At 69.5% G+C, this 21,478-nt stretch carries 18 protein-coding genes; 15 read left to right on the top strand and 3 right to left on the bottom strand.

Annotated elements, in window-relative coordinates:
* The first annotated feature begins 81 nt into the window (after positions 1–81).
* The 3 genes from L0984_RS07230 (at position 82) to L0984_RS07220 (ending at position 2,927) form a co-directional block, all read left to right on the top strand.
* Positions 82–243, top strand: a complete 162-nt coding sequence (locus L0984_RS07230; protein ID WP_234193066.1) for a hypothetical protein — start codon at positions 82–84, stop codon at positions 241–243.
* Between the two features lie 10 nt (positions 244–253).
* Positions 254–808, top strand: a complete 555-nt coding sequence (gene gmhB, locus L0984_RS07225) for a D-glycero-beta-D-manno-heptose 1,7-bisphosphate 7-phosphatase (protein ID WP_234193065.1) — start codon at positions 254–256, stop codon at positions 806–808.
* 88 nt (positions 809–896) lie between these two features.
* Positions 897–2,927: a hypothetical protein gene (locus tag L0984_RS07220; protein WP_234193064.1), complete on the top strand. Its 2,031-nt coding sequence runs from the start codon at positions 897–899 to the stop codon at positions 2,925–2,927.
* Between the two features lie 47 nt (positions 2,928–2,974).
* Here L0984_RS07220 and L0984_RS07215 read toward each other — a convergent pair whose 3' ends face one another.
* Together L0984_RS07215 and L0984_RS07210 are read right to left on the bottom strand one after the other, a co-directional pair.
* Positions 2,975–3,697: an ABC transporter ATP-binding protein gene (locus L0984_RS07215; protein ID WP_017757217.1), complete on the bottom strand. Its 723-nt coding sequence runs from the start codon at positions 3,695–3,697 to the stop codon at positions 2,975–2,977.
* 7 nt (positions 3,698–3,704) lie between these two features.
* Complete coding sequence (locus tag L0984_RS07210; protein WP_017757218.1) at positions 3,705–4,511, bottom strand: ABC transporter permease; 807 nt, start codon at positions 4,509–4,511, stop codon at positions 3,705–3,707.
* A gap of 154 nt (positions 4,512–4,665) precedes the next feature.
* Between L0984_RS07210 and L0984_RS07205 the strand changes: the two genes are divergently transcribed.
* The 3 genes from L0984_RS07205 (at position 4,666) to L0984_RS07195 (ending at position 9,615) form a co-directional block, all read left to right on the top strand.
* Positions 4,666–6,687, top strand: a complete 2,022-nt coding sequence (locus tag L0984_RS07205; protein WP_234193063.1) for an acyltransferase family protein — start codon at positions 4,666–4,668, stop codon at positions 6,685–6,687.
* Between the two features lie 289 nt (positions 6,688–6,976).
* A complete protein-coding gene (locus L0984_RS07200; RefSeq protein WP_234193712.1) occupies positions 6,977–8,575 on the top strand; it encodes a glycosyltransferase family 2 protein in 1,599 nt (532 codons plus the stop codon).
* Positions 8,548–9,615, top strand: coding sequence for a glycosyltransferase (locus tag L0984_RS07195; RefSeq protein ID WP_234193062.1), 1,068 nt, complete (start codon positions 8,548–8,550; stop codon positions 9,613–9,615). Before L0984_RS07200 ends, L0984_RS07195 begins: the two co-directional genes overlap by 28 nt.
* A 56-nt stretch (positions 9,616–9,671) precedes the next feature.
* Here L0984_RS07195 and L0984_RS07190 read toward each other — a convergent pair whose 3' ends face one another.
* Positions 9,672–10,445, bottom strand: coding sequence for a glycosyltransferase family 2 protein (locus L0984_RS07190; protein ID WP_234193061.1), 774 nt, complete (start codon positions 10,443–10,445; stop codon positions 9,672–9,674).
* A 71-nt stretch (positions 10,446–10,516) separates the two neighbouring features.
* On the opposite strand from L0984_RS07190, the gene L0984_RS07185 reads away from it, so the two are divergent.
* From L0984_RS07185 to L0984_RS07145, 9 genes are all read left to right on the top strand, one after another.
* Positions 10,517–11,614 carry an MraY family glycosyltransferase gene (locus tag L0984_RS07185; RefSeq protein WP_234193060.1) on the top strand — a complete coding sequence of 366 codons (1,098 nt, stop codon included), beginning with the start codon at positions 10,517–10,519 and terminating at the stop codon, positions 11,612–11,614.
* 49 nt (positions 11,615–11,663) lie between these two features.
* The gene (gene argB / locus L0984_RS07180; protein ID WP_234193059.1) at positions 11,664–12,557 is read left to right on the top strand and encodes an acetylglutamate kinase; all 894 of its coding nucleotides are present in this window, start codon (positions 11,664–11,666) and stop codon (positions 12,555–12,557) included.
* 80 nt (positions 12,558–12,637) lie between these two features.
* Positions 12,638–13,315 (top strand): nucleoid occlusion factor SlmA, encoded by a 678-nt coding sequence (gene slmA / locus L0984_RS07175; protein WP_234193058.1) that lies wholly within the window; start codon positions 12,638–12,640, stop codon positions 13,313–13,315.
* A gap of 210 nt (positions 13,316–13,525) precedes the next feature.
* Complete coding sequence (gene katG / locus L0984_RS07170) at positions 13,526–15,769, top strand: catalase/peroxidase HPI (protein ID WP_234193057.1); 2,244 nt, start codon at positions 13,526–13,528, stop codon at positions 15,767–15,769.
* Positions 15,770–15,898: 129 nt separating this feature from the next.
* Entirely contained in the window at positions 15,899–16,747 is an 849-nt protein-coding gene (locus tag L0984_RS07165) for a fumarylacetoacetate hydrolase family protein (protein WP_234193056.1), read from the top strand.
* Between the two features lie 153 nt (positions 16,748–16,900).
* The gene (locus L0984_RS07160) at positions 16,901–17,581 is read left to right on the top strand and encodes a hypothetical protein (protein WP_234193055.1); all 681 of its coding nucleotides are present in this window, start codon (positions 16,901–16,903) and stop codon (positions 17,579–17,581) included.
* The gene (locus L0984_RS07155) at positions 17,578–18,828 is read left to right on the top strand and encodes a S1 family peptidase (protein WP_234193054.1); all 1,251 of its coding nucleotides are present in this window, start codon (positions 17,578–17,580) and stop codon (positions 18,826–18,828) included. The genes L0984_RS07160 and L0984_RS07155 overlap by 4 nt, the downstream gene beginning before the upstream one ends.
* Before the next feature lie 89 nt (positions 18,829–18,917).
* The gene (locus tag L0984_RS07150) at positions 18,918–19,598 is read left to right on the top strand and encodes a TetR/AcrR family transcriptional regulator (protein ID WP_234193053.1); all 681 of its coding nucleotides are present in this window, start codon (positions 18,918–18,920) and stop codon (positions 19,596–19,598) included.
* A 67-nt stretch (positions 19,599–19,665) separates the two neighbouring features.
* Positions 19,666–21,462 (top strand): acyl-CoA dehydrogenase C-terminal domain-containing protein, encoded by a 1,797-nt coding sequence (locus tag L0984_RS07145; protein WP_234193052.1) that lies wholly within the window; start codon positions 19,666–19,668, stop codon positions 21,460–21,462.
* Positions 21,463–21,478: the final 16 nt, after the last annotated feature.

Genomic DNA, 21,478 nt, shown 5'->3' with positions numbered 1-21,478 from the left:
GCCGGGCGACGGCCTGGCCGCGGCCGGCGTGCTGTCGAGGTGGCCGCCCTCGAGGAGCGGCCGTTGCAGGAACACCGGGGCGTGCCGTCGTTCCATGGGCCGCGCCATCGCGCGGCGTGCATCGATCTCGGCTGGGACGAACCGCGCCAGGCCGGTTTTGCGCGGGCCCATGTCGAGAGCCATGCCTCGGTACCGCGCGAGCCCCTGGGTGGCACCCAGCGCGTGCTGCATGCCACCACCTGAGCGCCGCGCCATGCGACGACCCACGCTTTTCCTCGACCGTGACGGCGTCATCAACGTCGACCACGGCTATGTGCACACGCCGGACAAGACCGATTTCGTCCCGGGCATCTTCGAACTCGTCGCGCAGGCCAATCGCCGCGGCTGGCTCGTGGTGGTGGTGACGAACCAGGCCGGCATCGCACGGGGCTACTACGACGAGCGCCAGTTCCATGACTACATGGACTGGGTGCGCGCGCAATTCCAACGGCAGGGCGCCCGCCTCGATGCCATCTATTTCTGCCCTCATCACCCACAGCACGGCCAAGGCCGCTACCTGGCCGAGTGCGATTGCCGAAAGCCTGCGCCCGGCATGCTGTTGAAGGCCATGGCCGAGCACGCCATCGACCCCGCGGCCTCCGCCATGGTGGGTGACACGCGCACCGACATGGAGGCCGGCCTGCGCGCCGGGGTGGGGCGCCTGTACTGGCTCGGCGGGCCCACCGACGCGGAGATTCCCCAGGCCCTGCGCGTGGCCGATCTGGAAGACGTCGCCCAGGACCTCTGGCCGTCGTCCAGCACCGAGTGACGCGCCGCCGCTCCACGGGGGCGGACGGGTTGGGTGCCGGACCGCGTCTTTTACCCACGTGTGGGATTAAAAAATGAGAGTGTTGCCGATGAGCGAAACGCGGCGCTTTGGTCTGTTCGTCCTTGCCGGATGTCTTTTCTCGGTCTATCTCGGCAAGGACCTCAACTGGGATCTGCTGAACTACCACTACTACAACCCCTGGGCCCTCCTGCACGGCCGGCGGACGATCGACCTGTTCCCGGCGCAGTTGCAGACCCTCTTCAATCCGCTGATCGACCTGCCCTTCTACGTGGCGGCCAGGCATTGGCCGGATCATGTGGTTGTCTTCCTGATGGGCGCGCCCTTCGGCGCGGCCATGTACCTGGTGTGGAAGCTGACCGCCGCGCAGGAAGCGCCGGCCGCCGGTCGTGCGGCCCGCTGGCAATTGCTGGCCCTGCGCGTCGCCACCACCGGCCTGGCCGTCTCGGGCGCGGCAGGCCTCGCCCAGGCCAATTCGACCACCGGCGAGTGGGTCGTCGCCGCGCTCATCCTTGCAGGCGTCTGGGGCATCGTCTCGGCGGGCGTTGCCGATGCGCGCGCATGGGATCGACGGTTGGCGCTGGGTGGACTGCTGCTGGGCATGGCGGTCGGATTGAAGCTGACCGCCGCGGTGGCCGTGGTCGGCTTCACCGTGGCTTTGCCGCTGCTGCGCCGCCCTGACGGGTTGAGGCTGCGTCCGCGGGGCGCCATCGGCTTCGCCCTGGCCGGCATCCTGGGTTTCCTCATCGTGGCGGGCCCGTGGATGTGGCTGCTCCAGCGGGACTTCCAGAGCCCGCTCTTTCCCTTCTTCAACGGCGTGTTCCGCTCGCCCTGGCTCGAAGACGGCAGCATGCTGGACCGGCGCTTCCTGCCGCAGGAATGGGCAGATGTCCTCAAGCTGCCGTTCTATGCCCTGCTGGTGAAGAACACCCTGCACTCGGAATTTCCGATCCGCGACCCGCGTCTGCTGATCGGGTGCGTCGTGGCCGTCCCGACCCTGATCGCGATGCTGCGGCCCCGGTGGCGTGCCGCGGTGGCGCCTCGCCGTGTCTTCCTCGCGGTCTTCTTCCTGGTCACCTATTTCGTCTGGATCCGGCTCTTCGGCATCTACCGCTATGCCATCCTGCTCGAGATCCTGGCCCTGCTCCTGCTGCACGCCACGCTGATCGATCTGCTGCGGCGCGGTGCCGCCGAGCGCGCGGCCGCGGCGGCCCTCCTTGGCCTGGGCTCCGCGGCTCTGCTCACGGTGGTGCCGAACTGGGGGCATGTGGATGTCGAGGGCAAGCGCTATTTTTCGCGCGCGGCCCTGCCGCCCCTGCCCAAGGACGCGATGCTGCTGTCGATGTCCGGTTCGCCCGTCGGCTACATGGCGGCGCTCTGGCCAGGTCGACCGGCTTTCGTGGCCCCTTTGTCCAATCTGTCCTCACCCGGGCACAACGATGGCCTGCAGCGAATGATCGCCCGGCGCGTGCTCGACCACCCCGGGCCGCGCTACGTGATGCTGGACGGACAGGGCGAACTCAGCGCCCCGGCGCGTTATCTCTTGCTGAATTACGCGCTGTCCCCGGACATGGCCAGCTGCATGCCGGCCAGGGGGGCGGAAGGCAGCATCTTCCGGGTCTGCCGGCTGCAGCCGCGCACGGTGGACAACGCCCTCGGTTTCGATGTCGCCCGTCAGGCGCCGCCGCCGACGCTCATCGGTGGCTATTTCCCGGCGGACGCGCCCGATGGCGGTGCGTGGACGGGGGCCTTCGCGCGTGTCGTGGCGTCGCGGGCGGTCGTGGACGAGGGCAAGGACCTCGTCATCGAGGCCGGCATCCCCGAGGGCCTGCTGGTGCTTGCCGATCCTCGCGCCCCGCTCGGTGCTGCCACGGTGTGGATCAATGGCGTCGTGGTGAAGGTGGAGCCGCTGCGCGCCGGGCACGGGCTGTCGATGCGCATACCGGCATCCGTGGTCCGGAGCGCGGCAGAAGGCTTTCCGTCCGTGGGCGTACAGGTGCGGGTCTCCCGGGAGGTGGTCCCGGCGGCGGCCGGCCTGGGGCCGGACCAGCGCGCACTGGGCATGAGCGTGCGCCGCATCGCATTCGACTCGCCCGCCTGAACGGGACCCCGCCCGGGACCGCTGTCCGGTGCGGGGGCGGGTCGCTCTCAGTCCAGCAGCTCGGGCGGCTCGGTGCTCACCACCCGCCCGTGCTCCAACCGGATGAACCGGTTGCATTCCTTCAGCAGCAACTTCGGCGAATGCGAGGCCAGCACCAGGATGCCCGACTTGGCCACCATCTCGGTCATGCGCTGCTCGGCCTTGGCCTGGAAGTCGGCGTCGCCGACCGAGAGCCATTCGTCCATCAGCAGGATGTCCGCCGTCATGCTGGTGCAGATGGCGAAGGCCAGGCGCATCACCATGCCGGTCGAATAGGTGCGCACGGGCATGTTCACGTACTCGCCCAGGCCGCTGAACTCGCAGATCTCGGGCGTCATGGCCTCGATCTGGCGGCGCTTGAGGCCCATCGACAGGCCGCGCAGCATGATGTTCTCGACGCCGCTCGCGTCGCGTTCGATGCCCATCGACGGGTCGATCAGACTGGCCACGCTGCCGATGCGGGCGAACTCGCCCGAGGTGGGCTCGTAGACGCCCGCCAGCAGGCGCAGCAGGGTGGACTTGCCGGCGCCGTTGTGGCCCAGGATGCCCAGGCGGTCGCCGGCCTTGAGTTCAAGGTCGATGTCCGACAGCGCCTGCACCACCGTCACGCCGGTTTCCTTGCCCACGCGGCCACCGGTGACCGAGGCGGCCAGCGTCTTCTTGAACGAGGTGGCGCTGGCGCCGTAGATCGGAAAGCCCAGGCTGACGTTCTTGAGCGAAAGGGAGGTCATGGGCGACTCAGAGCCAGAAGACGATGCGGCGGCGATAGCGCGCGAAGAGGATGCAGGCCACGGTGATGTTGATCACCGTCCAGATGGCCATGCCCGCCCAGTTGTGCCAGTGCGCGACGCCGCCCATCAGCGGCGTGCGCAGCAGATCCAGCATCTGCGCCAGGGGGTTCCACAGCATGTACTTGGCCCGGTCGGGCAGGTTCTCGGGCAGCCAGAACACTGGCGTGAGGAACATCAGCATCTGCATGACGCTGGCGATGATCTGGGCCACGTCCCGGAAGCGCGTGCACAGGATGCCCAGGCCGATGCCGATGCAGTGGGCATTGACGATGAGCAAGGCGAAGGCCGGAATGACCATCAGGGCCGGCCATGACAGCGAGATGCCCGTCCACAGGGCCACCGGCACGAACAGGATGATGTGGTGGGCAAACTGGATCACGCTGCGCGCCTGGGTGCGCCAGACGAACATGCTCACCGGGAAGTAGCCCTGCTTGAGGTAGTTCTGCGCGTTGATGAAGGCGTCGCCCGAGTCGATCACCGTCACCGAGAAGAAGGTCCAGAAGATGATGCCCAGCGCCAGGTGCGGGAAGAACTTCGACAGCTCGGTGCCGAACAGCGAGGCGTACAGCGGCCCCATGCCGCCGATCATGGCGCCCATGCTCAGGGTCAGCCACAGCGGCCCGAGCGTCGAGCGGCGGTAGCGCAGCACGATGTCGAACCAGGCCAGGGTCCACCAGATGTCGATGCGGCGGGTGCCTTCCCACCAGTCCTTCCACGCGCTTCTGTGCAGGTTGGAGTGGACGGTGGTGGTCATGCGGTCGGGGGCTGAAGGGAAGCGCGGGATTCTATCCGGGGGCTTTTCCCGGTGGGTTTTCCGGCCAGTCCGCGCCGCAGGGGCGTCGGACAGGCATGGATAATCCGCGGTCCTGTTCAGCACAGTGTGGCCCTGCGCCACCCGGCCGCACCGCATGCCGCCCAGCCCCGCCACCGCGCCTTCACTCTCCCACCCGGCCTATCGCCCCGACATCGACGGACTGCGCGCGATCGCGGTGCTGTCGGTCATCATCTTCCACGCTTCGCCGCGCTGGCTGCCCGGCGGCTTCGTGGGCGTGGACATCTTCTTCGTCATCTCGGGCTTCCTGATCTCCACCATCATGTTCGGCAGCCTGGCCGGCGGCGGGTTCAGCTATGCCGAGTTCTATGCCCGGCGCATCCGCCGCATCTTCCCGGGCCTGGTGCTGGTGCTGATCGCCACGCTGGCCTTCGGCTGGTGGGTGCTGCTGGCGGACGAGTTCCGGCAACTCGGCAAGCACGTGCTGGCCAGCGCGGGCTTCGTGGCCAACCTGGTGCTGTGGGGCGAGGCCGGCTACTTCGACACCGTGGTCGAGACCAAGCCGCTGCTGCACCTGTGGTCGCTGGCGGTGGAGGAGCAGTTCTACATCTTCTGGCCGCTGCTGCTGACGCTGGCCTGGAAGCGCCAGCACCTGCTGCGGTGGATGGGCGTGGCGGTGGGCCTGTCCTTCCTGCTCAACGTGGGGCTGGTGGTGCGCCATCCGGATGCCGCCTTCTACATGCCGTTCACGCGCGTGTGGGAGCTGGGCGCGGGCGCGATGCTGGCCTGGGTCGCCTGGCGCCGGGGCCCCGGCGCCGCGCCGCTGCCCGGGCACCAGTTCATGGGGGCGGCCGGGCTCGCCTGCATCGTGGCGGCCCTGGGCCTGCTCGACCGGTACAAGGCCTTCCCGGGCTTCTGGGCCGTGCTGCCGGTGCTGGGCGCCTGCCTGTGCATCGCGGCGGGGCCGCAGGCCTGGTTCAATCGTCGGCTGCTCGGTGCGCGGCTCTTCGTCTGGTTCGGCCTGATCAGCTACCCGCTGTACCTGTGGCACTGGCCGCTGCTGGCCTATGCGCGCGTGCTGCAGGAAGGCTTTCTCGATCCGCCGCGGGTGCTGCGCTTCGGTGCCCTGGGCGTGTCGGTGCTGCTGGCCTGGCTGACCTTCCGCTTCGTGGAGCGTCCGCTGCGGCGGGGTGGCCGCAGCGTGGTCGCGGGCCTGGCCGGAGCCATGGTGGTGCTCGCGCTGGTGGGCGCGGCGGCGCAGTTGCGTTGGCTGCTGCCGCGCAACGACGATCCGAGCATCCAGGCCATCATGAATGCCGGGGCCGACTGGGTGTACCCGGAGGCGCTCAAGCCCTTCACCTTCGAGGGCCAGGGCTTCGAGCGCATCGACGGCGGCCCGCGCGAGGTCCTGCTGATCGGCGACAGCCACGTGGAGCAGTACCGTGCCCGTGCCCTGGCGCTGGCCGAGCGCAAGCCCGACGAGGTGTCGACCCTGCTCTTCGCGACGCGCGGCGCCTGCCCGCCGATTCCCAACCTCATCGAGGACCGCGACCCGATCTGCGGGGAGCGGCTGTCCGCCGCGCTCGACCTGGCCCGCACGCCCGCCGTCAAGGCCGTGGTGATCGGCGGCTGCTGGGGCTGCTATTTCGACGTGGACCAGGCCCCGCCGGCCGCCAGCGCCCCGCCGCCGCCCGACCATTACTACTACCGCGACGCCCAGGGCCAGCGCCACATGCTGCGGGGCGGCGATGGCGTGGACCAGTCCATCGCCGCGCTCGGCCGCCTGCTGGCCGAGATCCGGGCGATGGGCAAGACGCCCTACCTGCTGCTCAACATCCCCGTGGGCGCCGACTTCGAGCCGCGCAGCCGCCTCACCGGCAACCGCCTGGAGCGGATGACCGCCGCGCCCGTCACGCCCATGGCGCCCTTGCCGCCCTCGCAGGCGGCGCTGCACGAGCGGCTGCGGCAACTGGCACTGGTCAACGGCGCGATCCCGCTGGATCCGATGGCCGGCCTGTGCCGTCCGGACGGCCAATGCGTGCGCGCGGACGGGAAGGGCGATCCGGTCTACAAGGACGCGACGCACCTGCGCGCCGCCTATGTGCGCGAAGCGGCGACCTTCCTCGACACGGCGCTGCTGGCGCCGGCCAGCCGGTGAATCCCTGGCATGACGCCTTCAGGAGCCTGAATTGACGAATCGATGGTGGCGGCTCGCCCGCCTGGCCGTGACGCAGGGGCCGCGGCTCGCCACCCGGCTGCCGCAGGCCTGGCGTGTCTGGCGCAAGGCCGGCTGGCGGGGGGTGGACTGGGAGTTCCGCCGCAAGCTGCGGCCCGGCAACGATTACGGCCGCTGGGCGCGTGAGCACGACACGATCACGCCCGAGCAGCGCGAGGCCCTGCGTGCCCGTGCCGCAGCGCTGGCCGACGGCCCGCTGATCTCGGTGCTGATGCCCTGCTACAACCCCGACCCGCAGTTCCTGCGCGCGGCCATCGCCTCGGTGCAGGCCCAGCTCTACGGCCGCTGGCAGCTGTGCATCGCCGACGACGCCTCGCCCGCGCCCGAGGTGCGGCAGGTGCTCGAAGCCTGCCAGGCCAGCGACCCGCGCATCCAGGTCGTCTTCCGGCCGAAGAACGGCCACATCTCCGCCGCCTCCAACAGCGCGCTGGAACTGGTGCAGGGCGAGTGGATCGCCCTGATGGACCACGACGACCTGCTGCCCGAGGACGCGCTGCTGCGCGTGGCCGAATGCGTGCGCGCCCATCCGCAGGCCCAGCTCGTCTACTCCGACGAGGACAAGGTCGACGACCAGGGCCACCGCTCCGACCCGTACTTCAAGCCCGACTGGAACCTCGACCTCTTCCGCTCGCACAACATGTTCAGCCACCTGGGCGTGCTGCGCACGGCGCTGGTGCGCGAGGTCGGGGGCTTCCGCCAGGGCCTGGAAGGCTCGCAGGACTGGGACCTGGTGCTGCGCTGCGTCGAGCGCATCGCGCCCTCGCAGATCGTGCACATCCCGCGGGTGCTCTACCACTGGCGCATCCATGTGCAGAGCACGGCCAAGTCCATGGATGCCAAGCCCTATGCGGCCGTAGCGGGCGAGCGGGCGCTGGACGAGCACTTCCAGCGCCTGGGCATCCAGGCCAAGGCCGAGTACCTCGGCTACGGCTACCGCGTGCGCTATGCGCTGCCCAGCCCGCCGCCGCTGGTGTCGCTGATCATCCCGACGCGCAATGCGCTCGCGCTGGTGCGCCAGTGCATCGAGTCGATCCAGAAGCGCACCGAGTACCCGAACTGGGAAATCATCCTGGTGGACAACGGCTCTGACGATCCGGCCGCGCTGGCGTACTTCGAGCGGCTGGCGCAGCAGCCCCACCTCCGCGTGCTGCGCGACGACCGGCCCTTCAACTACTCGGCGCTGAACAACCAGGCGGTGGCGATGGCCCGCGGCGAGCTGGTGGCGCTGGTCAACAACGACATCGAGGTGATGTCGCCCGGCTGGCTGTCCGAGATGGTGAGCCTGGCGATGCAGCCGGGCGTGGGCGCCGTGGGCGCGCGGCTGTGGTACCCCGACATGACGCTGCAGCACGGCGGCGTGATCCTGGGGCCGGGCGGCTGCGCCGTGCATGCGCACAAGGCGCTGCCGCGCGGCCTGAACGGCTATGCGGGGCGGGCGGCGCTGATCCAGTCCTTCAGCGCCGTGACGGCCGCCTGCCTGGTGGTGCGCAAGTCGCTCTACACGCAGGTGGGGGGGCTGGACGAAGTGAACCTGAGCGTGGCCTTCAACGATGTGGACTTCTGCCTGCGCCTGCGCGAGGCGGGCTACCGCAACGTGTGGACGCCCTATGCGGAGCTGCTGCATCACGAATCGGCCACCCGGGGCGAAGACGTGGCGCCGGAGAAGCGCGAGCGCTTCGAGCGCGAGTTGGCCTTCATGCAGCAGCGCTGGGGTGCGCTGATCGACCATGACCCGGCCTACAGCCCCAACCTCACGCTGCTGCTCGAGGACTTCAGCCTCGCGTGGCCGCCCCGCCGCACGGACGCATGACCGAGGCCGTGCCGATTCCGTCAGCCGCCGCTCCGGCGTGGCCCGCGGCATCCGTCGCGCAGGCCGATGTCTCCGTGGCCCTGTGCACCCGCAATGGCGCGCGCTACCTGCCCGCGCAGGTGGCCAGCATCTGCACGCAGGACCTGCTGCCGCGCGAGATCGTGCTCTCCGACGACGACTCGTCCGACGACAGCGTCGCCGTGGTCGAGCGCACCCTGGCCGAGCACGGACTTGCCGCGCGCATCCCGCTCACCATCATGCGCAACCGCCCGCCGCTGGGCGTGACCCGCAATTTCGAGCAGGCCATCCGGGCATGCCGCGGCGCGCTGATCGCCCTGTGCGACCAGGACGATGTATGGCACGCAGGGCGGCTGCGACGCATGGTGGCCGAGTTCGAGCGCCGGCCCGAACTGCTGCTGCTGCATTCCGATGCGCGGCTGGTGGATGGCGAGCTCAAGCCCCTGGGCCAGACCCTGCTGCAGGCGCTGGAGACCCGCCCGGGCGAACTGGCCGACATCGCGGCCGGCCGGGCCTTTGCGGCCCTGATGCACCGTAACCTGGTGACCGGCGCCACCACCATGCTGCGCCGGAAGCTGCTCGACACTGCCTTGCCCATCTCGCCGCTGTGGGTGCACGATGAATGGCTGGCCACCGTGGGCGCCGCCATCGGCCGCATCGACCTCCTGGCCGAACCGTTGATGGACTATCGCCAGCACGGCAACAACCAGATCGGCGCCCAGCGCATGACGCTGCGGCAGAAGATCGACAAGGCGCTCGGCGAACGGGGCGACAAGTACGCCCATCGCGTGCGGCGGTCCGAGGCCTTGCTGGCCTTCCTGCAGGGGCTGGGCCCGCGGGTGGCCGGAGAGACGCTGGCACTGGCACAGGGCAAGCTGGACCACTTCCGCTTTCGGGCGGGACTGCCGCGCTGGCGTCCAGCCCGTGTGCTGCCCGTGGCCCTGCAGGCGGCACGAGGCCGTTACGCCCGCTTCGACCGCGGCCTGCCGGCCATCCTCCAGGATCTGATGGAGCGCGGCTGACCTCGCCCGACTCGCGGCAGCGCGGGCGCCGCGCGGTCGGCGCTGGCGCGGCCGGATCACCGGGGCCACGACGCCTGCGCAGCCTCGCGCGCCAGCAGCCGCCGATAGCGCCAGAAGGCGCCCGAGCCCCACACCTTCATCAGGCTGCTCACATGCCACCACAGGTGCCGCAGGCGGGTGCGGCTGGCGCGCTGGGCCTCGTGCCGGGCCTGTTGCTCCTCGGCGATCTGGATGCGCCAGCCGGCCAGGCGCAGGCGGGCGCAGATGTCGAAATCCTCGCCATACATGAAGAAGCGCTCGTCGAAGCCGCCGATCTGGCGGTAGGCCTCGCTGCGGAAGAGCATGAACAGGCCCGGGATCCAGTCGGGCACGGCCGGGATGCCGTAACCGGGCTTGCGGCGCTGGAGGATCTCGGTCGGCGTGAGGAGCGCGCGGTGCTGCTCCGGCGCCGCCTTGCCGGGCTCCAGGATGCGCGGCGCCAGCAGCCCGGCGCCGGCCGCGGCCTGGGCCAGCAGCGGCGAGAGCACGTCATGGTCCAGCCGGATGTCCGGGTTCAGCACCAGGAACCACGGGGTCTGGCAGTGGCCGAAGGCCTGGTTGTTGTTGGCGCCGAAGCCCATCGGGGCCGGGTTGTCCAGCCGCAGCAGCGGCAGGCCGGGCGGCGCGTCGCCCAGCAGGTCGGGCTCGGGAATGTTGACCGTGAGCACCACGCGATGGATCAGCGGGCCGCAGAAGCGGGCGAGCTGATGCAGCAGCGGCAGGATCAGCGCCTGCTGTCCGTGGCTCACGATGGAGATGGTCAGCGGCGGGCGGTCTGTCAGCTCAGGCATGGTCTAATTTCGCACGGGATTCTAGGAGGCTGCCCCGTGGCCTCGCGCCTGGCGCGTCCCGCTCCCCCGCCATGATTGCCCTGATCGTCATCAGCTTCCTTGTTTCCGCCTTCACCGTGCTCGTGCTCATGCGCCGGGCGCGGCGCCATGCGCGGCGCTATGCCGCCGACATGCCGCAACGCTTCCACAAGGGCCACATTCCGCGCCTGGGGGGCGCCGGCATCCTGGTGGGTACCGGCGCGGCCTGGGTCGCTTCGGGCATCACGGGCAACGACCCGTTCAACCTCAATTGGCCGTTCGGAACGGCGCTGCTCACCTTCGCCTGCATCCTGCCGGCGGTGCTGGGCGGCATCACCGAGGACGTGACCCAGCGTGTGCCGGTGCGCATCCGGCTGGCGCTGACGACGGTGTCGGGCGTGCTGCTGTGCTGGCTGCTGGGCATCGGCGTGCACCGCCTGGGCATTCCCGGCCTCGATGGCTGGCTGCAGGCCACGCCGTGGGTGGGGGCGCTCATCGCCGTGCTGGGGCTGGCGGGCCTGCCGCATGCCTTCAACATCATCGACGGCTACAACGGCCTGGCAGGCACGGTGGCGGTGCTGGTGGGCCTGGCCATCACCCACGTGGCGCTGCAGCTCGGCGACCGGCAACTGGCCGGCATGGTGGTCTGCCTGGTGGGCGCGACCATGGGCTTCCTGCTGTGGAACTACCCGCGCGGCAAGATCTTCGCCGGCGACGGCGGGGCCTATGTCTGGGGCATGGTGCTGGGGCTGTCGTGCGTGCTGCTGGTGCAGCGCCACTCGGCGGTCTCGCCCTGGTTCCCCGTGCTGCTGCTGATCTACCCGGTGTGGGAGACGCTGTTCTCCATCTACCGCAAGGCCGCCCGCGGCCAGTCGCCGGGCACGGCGGACGCGCTGCATTTCCACCAGCTCATCTTCCGCCGCATCGTGCGCGTGGCCTTCGAGGACAACGAGGCGCGCCAGCTGCTGGCCCGCAACAACCGCACCTCGCCCTACCTGTGGATGTTCGCCGCCATGTCGGTGGTGCCGGCCGTGCTGTTCTGGAACAACACGCTGATGCTGGCCTTCTTCTGCCTGCTGTTCGCCGTCACCTACGTGGCGGCCTACCTGATGATCGTGCGCTTCAAGGTGCCGCGCTGGCTCAGGCCGTAGCCGGCGCCGCCGTCTTTTCATTTTCCTTCTTCATGTCACGAGGCCAGCCATGACCGACCCCGTCCTGAACATCCCCCCGCGCGACAAGGCCGAGATCCTGGCCCAGGCGCTGCCCTACATCCGCAAGTTCCATGGCAAGACCATGGTCATCAAGTACGGCGGCAATGCCATGACCGATCCGGCCCTGCAGGCCGACTTCGCCGAGGACGTGGTGCTGCTCAAGCTGGTGGGCATCAATCCGGTGGTGGTGCACGGCGGCGGTCCGCAGATCGAGGCGGCCCTCAAGCGCCTGGGCAAGACGGGCCAGTTCATCCAGGGCATGCGCGTGACCGACGCCGAAACCATGGAAGTCGTCGAATGGGTGCTGGCCGGCGAGGTTCAGCAGGACATCGTGGGCCTGATCAACCAGGCCGGCGGCAAGGCCGTGGGCCTCACCGGCCGCGACGGCGGGCTCATCCGCGCGCAGAAGCTCAAGATGGCCGACCGCCACGACCCCAGCCTCTTCCACGACGTGGGCCAGGTGGGCGACATCGTCTCCATCGACCCGGGCGTGGTGCAGGCCCTGCAGGACGACGCCTTCATCCCCGTCATCAGCCCCATCGGCTTCGGCGAGGACAACGAGAGCTACAACATCAACGCCGACGTGGTGGCCGGCAAGCTGGCCACGGTGCTCAAGGCCGAGAAGCTGGTGCTGCTGACCAACACGCCCGGCGTGCTCGACAAGACCGGCAAGCTGCTCACCGACCTGAGCGCCCGCGAGATCGACGATCTCTTTGCCGACGGCACGATCTCGGGCGGCATGCTGCCCAAGATCGAGGGAGCGCTCGATGCCGCCAAGAGCGGCGTCAACGCGGTGCACATCATCGATGGCCGCGTGCCGCACGCCATGCTGCTGGAGATCCTGACCGAGCAGGCCTTCGGCACGATGATCCGCGCCCGCTGAGGCTCCGGGCCTGGCCTGGCGCCGGGCCCATACCGCCGACGGCAGAATCGGCGCTTTACAAGAACTGGGGCAGCGCAGCGATGGAGAACGAGGAGCCGCTGGGTTCGGAAGCCATGTCGGAGCCGGCCGCCAGCCCGGCCGCCCCGCCGGCGCGCAAGCGGCCACGGCCGGGCGAGCGCCGCGTGCAGATCCTGCAGGCCCTGGCGGCCATGCTGGAGCAGCCCGGGGCCGAGCGCATCACCACGGCGGCGCTGGCCGCACGGCTGTCGGTGAGCGAGGCGGCCCTGTACCGGCACTTCGCCAGCAAGGCGCAGATGTTCGAGGGGCTGATCGATTTCATCGAGCAGAGCGTCTTCTCCCTCGTGCAGCAGATCGCCGAGCGCGATCGACCGCCGGCCGAGCAGGCCGCGCAGCTCATGCACATGCTGGTGCAATTCGCCGAGAAGAACCCCGGCATGGCACGGGTGATGACCGGCGATGCCCTCGTCTTCGAACACGAGCGGCTGCAGCAGCGCATGAACCTCTTCTTCGACAAGCTCGAAGCGCAGTGGCGGCAACTGCTGCGCGAGGACGCCCTGGCCGGCGGCTCGGCCACGCCCACCGTCGACGCCCAGGTGCGCGCCGCCGCCCTGGCGGCCTTCGCGATGGGCCGGCTGCAGCGCTACAGCCGCTCGGGCTTCCGGCGCCTGCCGTCGGAGCAGCTCGACGGTTGCATCGCGCTGTTGCTGTCGGGACTGCCGGCGTCCATCGGCCACTGAGTCGGTAGCGTCCCGTGCTGCGCAAGCCCCCGCGGTGCCTGGGGGCTAATCCGGTCGCATGCGGCGTCCGTAGGGCTCATGACGGCCGCTCGACCTCCGTCGCCTATGGCCGGGATAGGCGTTGTTGGCTCGCCCCGCGTGGGCCTTCTGCAGAGAATCCACGGCACCGTTTCCCTCACCCCAAGTCCCGACAACGCACAAGGAGCGCCCATGGCCCACGAGAGCTCGCAGAGCAAATGCCCCTTCCACCAGGCCGCCAGCAGCGGCACCACCAACCGTGACTGGTGGCCCCAGCAGCTGCGGCTGGACATGCTGCACCAGCATTCGGCCAAGTCGAACCCGATGGGCGAGGACTTCGACTACGCCGAGGCCTTCAAGAGCCTGGACCTCGATGCCGTCAAGCGCGACCTCACCGCGCTCATGACCGATTCGCAGGACTGGTGGCCGGCCGATTTCGGCCACTATGGCGGCCTGTTCGTGCGCATGGCCTGGCACAGCGCCGGTACCTACCGCACTGCCGATGGCCGTGGGGGTGGCGGCCGGGGCCAGCAGCGCTTTGCGCCGCTCAACAGCTGGCCCGACAACGTCAGCCTCGACAAGGCCCGCCGCCTGCTGTGGCCCATCAAGCAGAAGTACGGCAACAAGATCTCCTGGGCCGACCTGATGATCCTCACGGGCAACGTCGCGCTCGAATCCATGGGCTTCAAGACCCTGGGCTTCGGCGGCGGCCGGGCCGACACCTGGGAACCCGACCAGGACGTGTACTGGGGCCGCGAGACCAAGTGGCTGGGCGGCGACGTCCGCTATTCGCAGGGCTCGCCCGGCGTCGAAGGCCGCGGCGTGCTGGTCAAGGACGACGACAGCAAGGCGCCCGAGAGCCGCGACCTGGAGAACCCGCTCGCTGCCGTGCAGATGGGCCTGATCTACGTGAACCCCGAAGGCCCGGACGGCAAGCCCGACCCCGTGGCCTCGGCCCGCGACATCCGCGACACCTTCGGCCGTATGGGCATGGACGACGAAGAGACCGTGGCCCTGATCGCCGGCGGCCATACCTTCGGCAAGACCCACGGCGCCGCGCCGGCCGACAACGTGGGTGCCGAGCCCGAGGCGGAAGACCTGGCATCGCAAGGCTTCGGCTGGCACAACAAGCATGGCTCCGGCAAGGGCGCCGACGCCATCACCAGCGGCCTGGAAGTCACCTGGACGCGCACGCCCACGCAGTGGAGCAACGACTACTTCGAGTTCCTGTTCGGCCACGAGTGGGAGCTGACCAAGAGCCCGGCCGGCGCCCACCAGTGGGTCGCCAAGAATGCCGAGCCGAGCATCCCGCATGCCTTCGATGCCGGCAAGAAGCTGCGGCCGACGATGCTCACGTCCGACCTGGCGCTGCGCTTCGACCCGGCCTATGAGGCGATCTCGCGCCGCTTCCTGGCCAACCCCGACCAGTTCGCCGATGCCTTTGCCCGCGCCTGGTTCAAGCTGACCCACCGCGACATGGGTCCGCGCGCCCGCTACCTGGGCAAGGACGTGCCGGCCGAGGAATTCGTCTGGCAGGACCCGCTGCCCGCCGTTGACCATCCGGTCATCGGCGAGCAGGACGTCGCCACCCTCAAGGCCAAGGTGCTGGCCTCGGGCCTGACGGTGTCGCAACTGGTGGCCACCGCCTGGGCCTCGGCTTCCACCTTCCGCGGCGGCGACAAGCGCGGCGGTGCCAACGGCGCGCGCATCCGCCTGGCGCCGCAGAAGGACTGGGCCGTCAACCAGCCCGAGCAACTGGCCCAGGTGCTCAAGACGCTGGAAGGCATCCAGGCCGAGTTCAACGGCGCGCAGAAGGACGGCAAGAAGGTGTCGCTCGCCGACCTGATCGTGCTGGCCGGCGGCGCCGCCATCGAGAAGGCCGCGGGCCAGGGCGTGACCGTGCCTTTCACCCCGGGCCGCACCGATGCCAGCCAGGAACAGACCGACGTCGAAGGCTTCGCCGTGATGGAGCCCTTCGCCGACGGCTTCCGCAACTACATCAAGACGGCCTCGGCCGTGCCGGCCGAGGCGCTGCTGGTCGACAAGGCCCAACTGCTGACGCTGACCGCGCCCGAGATGACGGCGCTGGTGGGTGGCCTGCGCGTGCTGGGCGCCAACACCAACGGCAGCCAGCACGGTATCTTCACCGACCGCGTGGGCACGCTCAGCAACGACTTCTTCGTCAACCTGCTGGACATGGCCACCGAATGGAAGGCCACCTCGCCCGCCAAGGACCTGTACGAAGGCCGCGACCGCAAGACCGGCGCCGTGCGCTGGACGGGCACCCGCGCCGACCTGGTGTTCGGCTCGCATGCCCAGCTGCGCGCCATCGCCGAGGTCTACGGCAGCGCCGACGGTCAACAGAAGTTCGTGCGCGACTTCGTCGCTGCCTGGACCAAGGTGATGAACCTGGACCGCTTCGACGTGGCCGCCTGATCGCCGCCGCCCTTCGCGCCTGCCGGCCCTGCTGGCAGGCGCGTGGAAGAATGCGCCCGCCCGCCGCCGTCCCAACGGCCGGGCGGGCGCTTTCGTTCACGTCACACGCAAGTAAGAAAAGGATTTCCCATGAAGCTCGTCCGCTACGGCAACCCCGGCAAGGAAAAGCCCGGACTCATCGATGCCGAAGGCCGTCTGCGCGACCTGAGCGCCGTCATTCCCGACCTGGGTGCCGCTCAGCTCGACGACAAGGTCGTCGCCAAGCTGCGGCGCCTCAAGACCGACACGCTGCCGCTGGTGCGCGGCAAGCCGCGCCTGGGTTGCCCGGTGTCGCAGGTGGGCAAGCTGGTGGCCATCGGCCTGAACTACGCCGACCATGCCGCCGAGGCCGGCATGCCGGTGCCCAAGGAACCGATCATCTTCCTCAAGGCCACCACCTGCATCCAGGGCGCCAACGATCCGGTGATGCTGCCCAAGGGCTCGGTCAAGACCGACTGGGAGGTGGAGCTGGGCGTGGTCATCGGCCGCCAGGCCCGCTACGTGTCGCAGAAGGAAGCGCTGGACCATGTGGCCGGCTACTGCGTGGTCAACGACGTCAGCGAGCGCGAGTACCAGACCGAGCGCGGCGGCACCTGGGACAAGGGCAAGGGCTGCGACACCTTCGGCCCCATCGGCCCCTGGCTGGTCACGCGCGACGAGGTGCCCAACCCGCAGCGCCTGTCGCTGTGGCTGGACGTGAACGGCGAGCGCATGCAGACCGGCAGCACCCGCACCATGGTCTTCGGCGTGGCCAAGATCATCAGCTACGTCAGCCAGTTCATGACGCTGATGCCCGGCGACGTGATCGCCACCGGCACGCCGCCTGGCGTGGGCATGGGCATGAAGCCGCAGCGCTTCCTGCGCGCGGGCGACACCATGACGCTGGGCATCGAAGGCCTGGGCGAGCAGGTGCAGCCCGTGGTCGCGTTCAAGCGCTGACCCAGGCTGGCGGGGCGGCAACGCCCCTTTAAACTGCGCCGCGAGGGCCGCCCCCGGGTGGGAGCGGAAACGAGAAGAGAGCAGTGCACGAGGGCCGCGGCCCGCTTGGCGCCCCACGGGCGCAAGGCCGGCCGCGGGTGCAAGGAGCAGGGTTTGAACACCATCGTTCGCGTCGCGTCCATGGCGGCGTCGGCCGGGGCCTTGTGCCTCGCCACGGGTTGTGCATCGGTCACCCATGGGGCCCACCAGTCGGTGCGCATCGACACCCACACGGCCGCGGGCGAAGCGGTCAAGGACGCCGACTGCCGCCTGTCCAACGACAGGAGCGAGACGGCCGTGCGCTCCGGCCAGACCGCCGAAGTGCGCCGGTCGGCGGGCAACCTCACCATCCAGTGCCAGCACGACGGCCAGCCTCCCGCGTCGGGGCAGGTCATTTCGCGCGTCAACGCGGGCATGGTGGGCAACGTGATGATCGGCGGCCTGATTGGCGTGGCCATCGATTCGAGCACCGGCGCCGGCTTCAACTATCCGAGCTGGGTGCGCCTGGTGTTCGGCGAGGTGCGCACCTTCGACCGGGGCAACCAGACGGCGGACCAGCCCGAACTCGGGCTGAAGATCGGCGAGACGCAGTTCGCCAAGGCTTCTTCGGCGACCGATGCACCGGCCGTTCCCGCGCCGGCCATGATCGTGGCATTGCCGCCGGCCCCTGCCGCCCCGCCCGCGCGCACCGAGCGCCCGCCTGCCGCGCCGCGCGCGCCCGCCAACGACGGCGCCACGCCCTTTGCCGGTACCCGGCTCGACGAATTGAAGCAGCTGCTGCCCACCGGCCGATGACCTCCCGTCTCTTTCCTCTGCTGCGCCGCGCGCTCGCGGGCCTGGGCCTGCTGGGCGCGGCGGCCATCCACGCGCAGCCGGCCGTGCCGGCCGACGCCGTGCTGTCGCTCGAAGCCCTGTTCGCCCAGCGCTCGCCCCAGGTCTGGGTGCTGCAGACCGGCGACGCGCAGGGCCAGTTGCTGGCTCAGGGCCACGCGATCGCCATCGGCCCGGACGCTGCCGTGACGCCTTGCGCATTGCTGGCCAAGGCGCGCACCGTGAATCTGCTGCGCGGCAATGTCCGCTATGGCGCGACCCTGGCGTACCCCGACGTGGAGCGCGGCCTGTGCCAGTTGCGCGTGCCCCAGCTGCCATCGCCCGTGCTGCCCATCCGCGCCGTCGAGACGATGGGCGTGGGCGCGCCGCTGTATGTGATCGGCGCGCCGCGCGGCCGGGAACTGACGCTGGGCGTCGGCATGCTGGCCGGCATCCGCCGCAGTGCAGCCGGCGAGGTGGAGGCCCTGCAACTGGGCGCGGCGCTGGAGCCCGCGCTGGTGGGCGCTGGCCTCTTCGATGCGCAAGGCCGGCTGGCGGGTGTGGTGGGCGCCGCCAGCGCCGATGCGGCGGCACCGCCGCTGGCCATTCCTGCGGCCTGGATCCCCGAGCTGCCCGCCCGCGGCCAGGCCACGCTGGCGAGCGCCGGTCCCCGTATGGGCACGCCGACGCTCATCGAATACCAGTTGCTCGACCGGCTCACCGGGCTGCGGCGATCTGCCGTCTACCGCCTCGACCCGGACGCTGGTGCCGACGGCGGCCTGAGCTTCAACAACGGGGGCTGGGTCGAGAAGCCGGACGGTGGCGGCATCGAGGTGCGCAGCGCAGTGGCCGGCGAGTTCGACCTGGTGATGCCCCCGGGCGGCTGGGTGCGGCCCGACTACGCGCAGCAACCCAACTGGCGGGTGCGCTACAGCTCGACCCTCACGGCCATCCGCGTGAACATGGACCTGAACGCCACGGTGCTGGGCGAGTCCCGGCAGACCGTCGCCGGCCGCGAAATGAACGTGGTGCGCATCCAGTACCGGGGATTCACTGAGCGCTACCCCACCGGGGGCGCAGTGCCTGGCAATTACTTTGGACCGTACCGTGCGGAGGTCTGGTACGCCCCTGATCTGGGCCGCGTGGTACGTCTCGATGTCAAGACCCATGGCGGCATCGCGGGAAACGCCTTCCAGATCGACGAGTTGCTCGAACTGCGAAGCATCCGCTGACGACCCCGCTGGCGAGGGCGCTTCCCCTTGACGCATCGGCGACTGGACATAAAAATGCACGACCGTTCGTTTTATTCGCCGGCCGTCCCATGTCCTCCACCGCCCCCGCCAAGTCTCCGCGTGCTGCGCCCAAAGGCCAGCAGACCAAGGCCGCCATCGTCGATGCCGCCCTGAACCTGGCCGCCCAGGTGGGGCTGGAGGGCCTGTCGATCGGCGCGGTGGCCGAACTCACGCAGATGAGCAAGTCGGGCGTCTTCGCCCATTTCGGCTCGCGCGAGGAACTGCAGATCTCGGTGGTCCGTGAATACCACCACCGCTTCGAGCAGGAAGTGTTCTATCCGGCGCTCACCCAGCCGCGGGGCCTGCCGCGGCTGCGGGCCATGTTCGCCAACTGGATGAAGCGCACCACGACCGAGATCGACTCGGGCTGCATCTACATCAGCGGCGCTTCCGAATTCGACGATCGCCCGGGCCCGGTGCGCGACGCGCTGGTCGAGTCGGTCAGCATCTGGCAGGCCGCCGTGCTGCGGGCCGTGCGCCAGTCGCAGGAAGAAGGCCATCTGCAGACCGAGGCCGACGCCCGGCAGATCGCCTTCGAGATCCACGGCCTGATCCTGGCACTGCACTACGAGGCGCGCTTCCTGCGCGTCGACGGCTCGGTCGACCGCGCCAACACCGGCTTCGACAACATCCTCGCCCGCAGCGCCACGCCCGATGCGCCGCCGGCCGCGCCACCCGCACCGACGCGCAAGCTGCGCACCGTGCGCTGACCGGCACCCGTTTCTTTTCTTCCCTTCCTTCTTCTTCAACCTTCTTCCCGAGCAGGAGACGCCTCGCATGCCCACCTACACCCCCCCGCTGCGCGACATGCAATTCGTGCTGCATGAAGTGTTCAACGTCGCCGACGAGTTCAAGGCCATGCCGGCCCATGCCGAGACCGACGCGGACACCATCAATGCCGTGCTGGAAGAAGCCGGCAAGTTCGCCGCGGAGGTCGCCTTTCCGCTGAACATCGGCGGCGACACCGAGGGCTGCACGCTGGACGTGAAGACCCACGCCGTGACCACGCCCAAGGGTTTCAAGGACGCCTACGCGCAGTACGTCGAAGGCGGCTGGCCCGCGCTGTCGTGCGACCCGCAGTTCGGCGGCCAAGGCCTGCCGCACACGGTCAACCAGTGCGTGTACGAGATGCTCAACAGCGCCAACCAGGCCTGGACCATGTATCCCGGCCTGTCGCATGGTGCCTACGAGGCGCTGGTGGCCCACGGCACCGACGCGCAGAAGAAGACCTACCTGCCCAAGCTGGTGAGCGGCGAATGGACCGGCACCATGTGCCTGACCGAGCCCCACTGCGGCACCGACCTGGGCCTGCTGCGCACCAAGGCCGAGCCGCAGGCCGATGGCAGCTACCGGCTGACCGGCAACAAGATTTTCATCTCGGCCGGCGAGCACGACATGGCCGAGAACATCGTGCATCTGGTGCTGGCCCGCCTGCCCGACGCGCCCAAGGGCAGCAAGGGCATCAGCCTGTTCGTGGTGCCCAAGTTCAAGGTGAATGCCGACGGCAGTCTGGGCGAGCGCAACCCGATCTTCTGCACGGGCCTGGAACACAAGATGGGCATCCACGGCAACGCCACCGCGCAGATCGCGCTCGACGGCGCCGTGGGCAGCCTGGTCGGGGAGCCCAACAAGGGCCTGGCCGCCATGTTCGTGATGATGAACGCCGCCCGCCTGGGCGTGGGCAACCAGTCGCTGGGCCTGACCGAAGTGGCCTTCCAGAATGCGCTGGCCTATGCCAAGGACCGCATCCAGATGCGCTCGCTGTCGGGCGTCAAGGCCAAGGACAAGGACGCCGATCCGATCGTCGTGCACCCCGATGTGCGCAAGATGCTGCTGACGGCCAAGGCCTATGCCGAAGGCGGCCGCGCGCTGCAGATCTTCTGCACGCTGCTGCTGGACAAGGCGCACCACCATCCCGACGAGAAGGTGCGCAAGAACAGCGAAGAGCTGGTCGCGCTGCTCACGCCCATCGTCAAGGCCTTCATCACCGACAACGGCCACATCAGCACCAATGCCTGCATGCAGGTCTTCGGCGGCCATGGCTTCATCAAGGAATGGGGCATGGAGCAGTTCGTGCGGGACAACCGCATCAACATGATCTACGAGGGCACGAACACCGTGCAGTCGCTGGACCTGCTGGGCCGCAAGGTGCTGGGCAACAACGGCGCCACGCTCAAGAAGTTCGGCAAGCTGATCGGCCAGCTGGTGGAAGAGGAAGGCGTCAACGAGAAGATGGCCGAGTTCATCAACCCGCTGGCCTACCTGGGCGACCAGATGACCAAGTTCACCACCGAGATCGGCTTCAAGGGCTTCCAGAACCCCGACGAGGTGGGCGCCGCCGCCGTCGACTACCTGCGCGTGGCCGGCCACCTGGTGTTCGCCTACATGTTCGCCCGCATGGCCCAGGTGGCGCTGCGCCAGATCGCCGCGGGCAGCACCGACCCGTTCTACACCGCCAAGCTGCAGACCGCGCGCTTCTACTTCGCCAAGCTCTTCCCCGAGACCGCGACGCTGATGCGCACCGCGCGTTCGGGCAGCAAGGCGCTGATGGACACCGACGCCGCGCTGGCCTGATCGCCGCTGCCGCTCC

It is taken from the genome of Pseudacidovorax sp. NFM-22, assembly GCF_021401245.1.
Lineage (GTDB): Bacteria > Pseudomonadota > Gammaproteobacteria > Burkholderiales > Burkholderiaceae_C > Xenophilus.
Note: the sequence above shows the minus strand (reverse complement) of the source record. Positions and strands in the feature narration are given on the sequence as shown.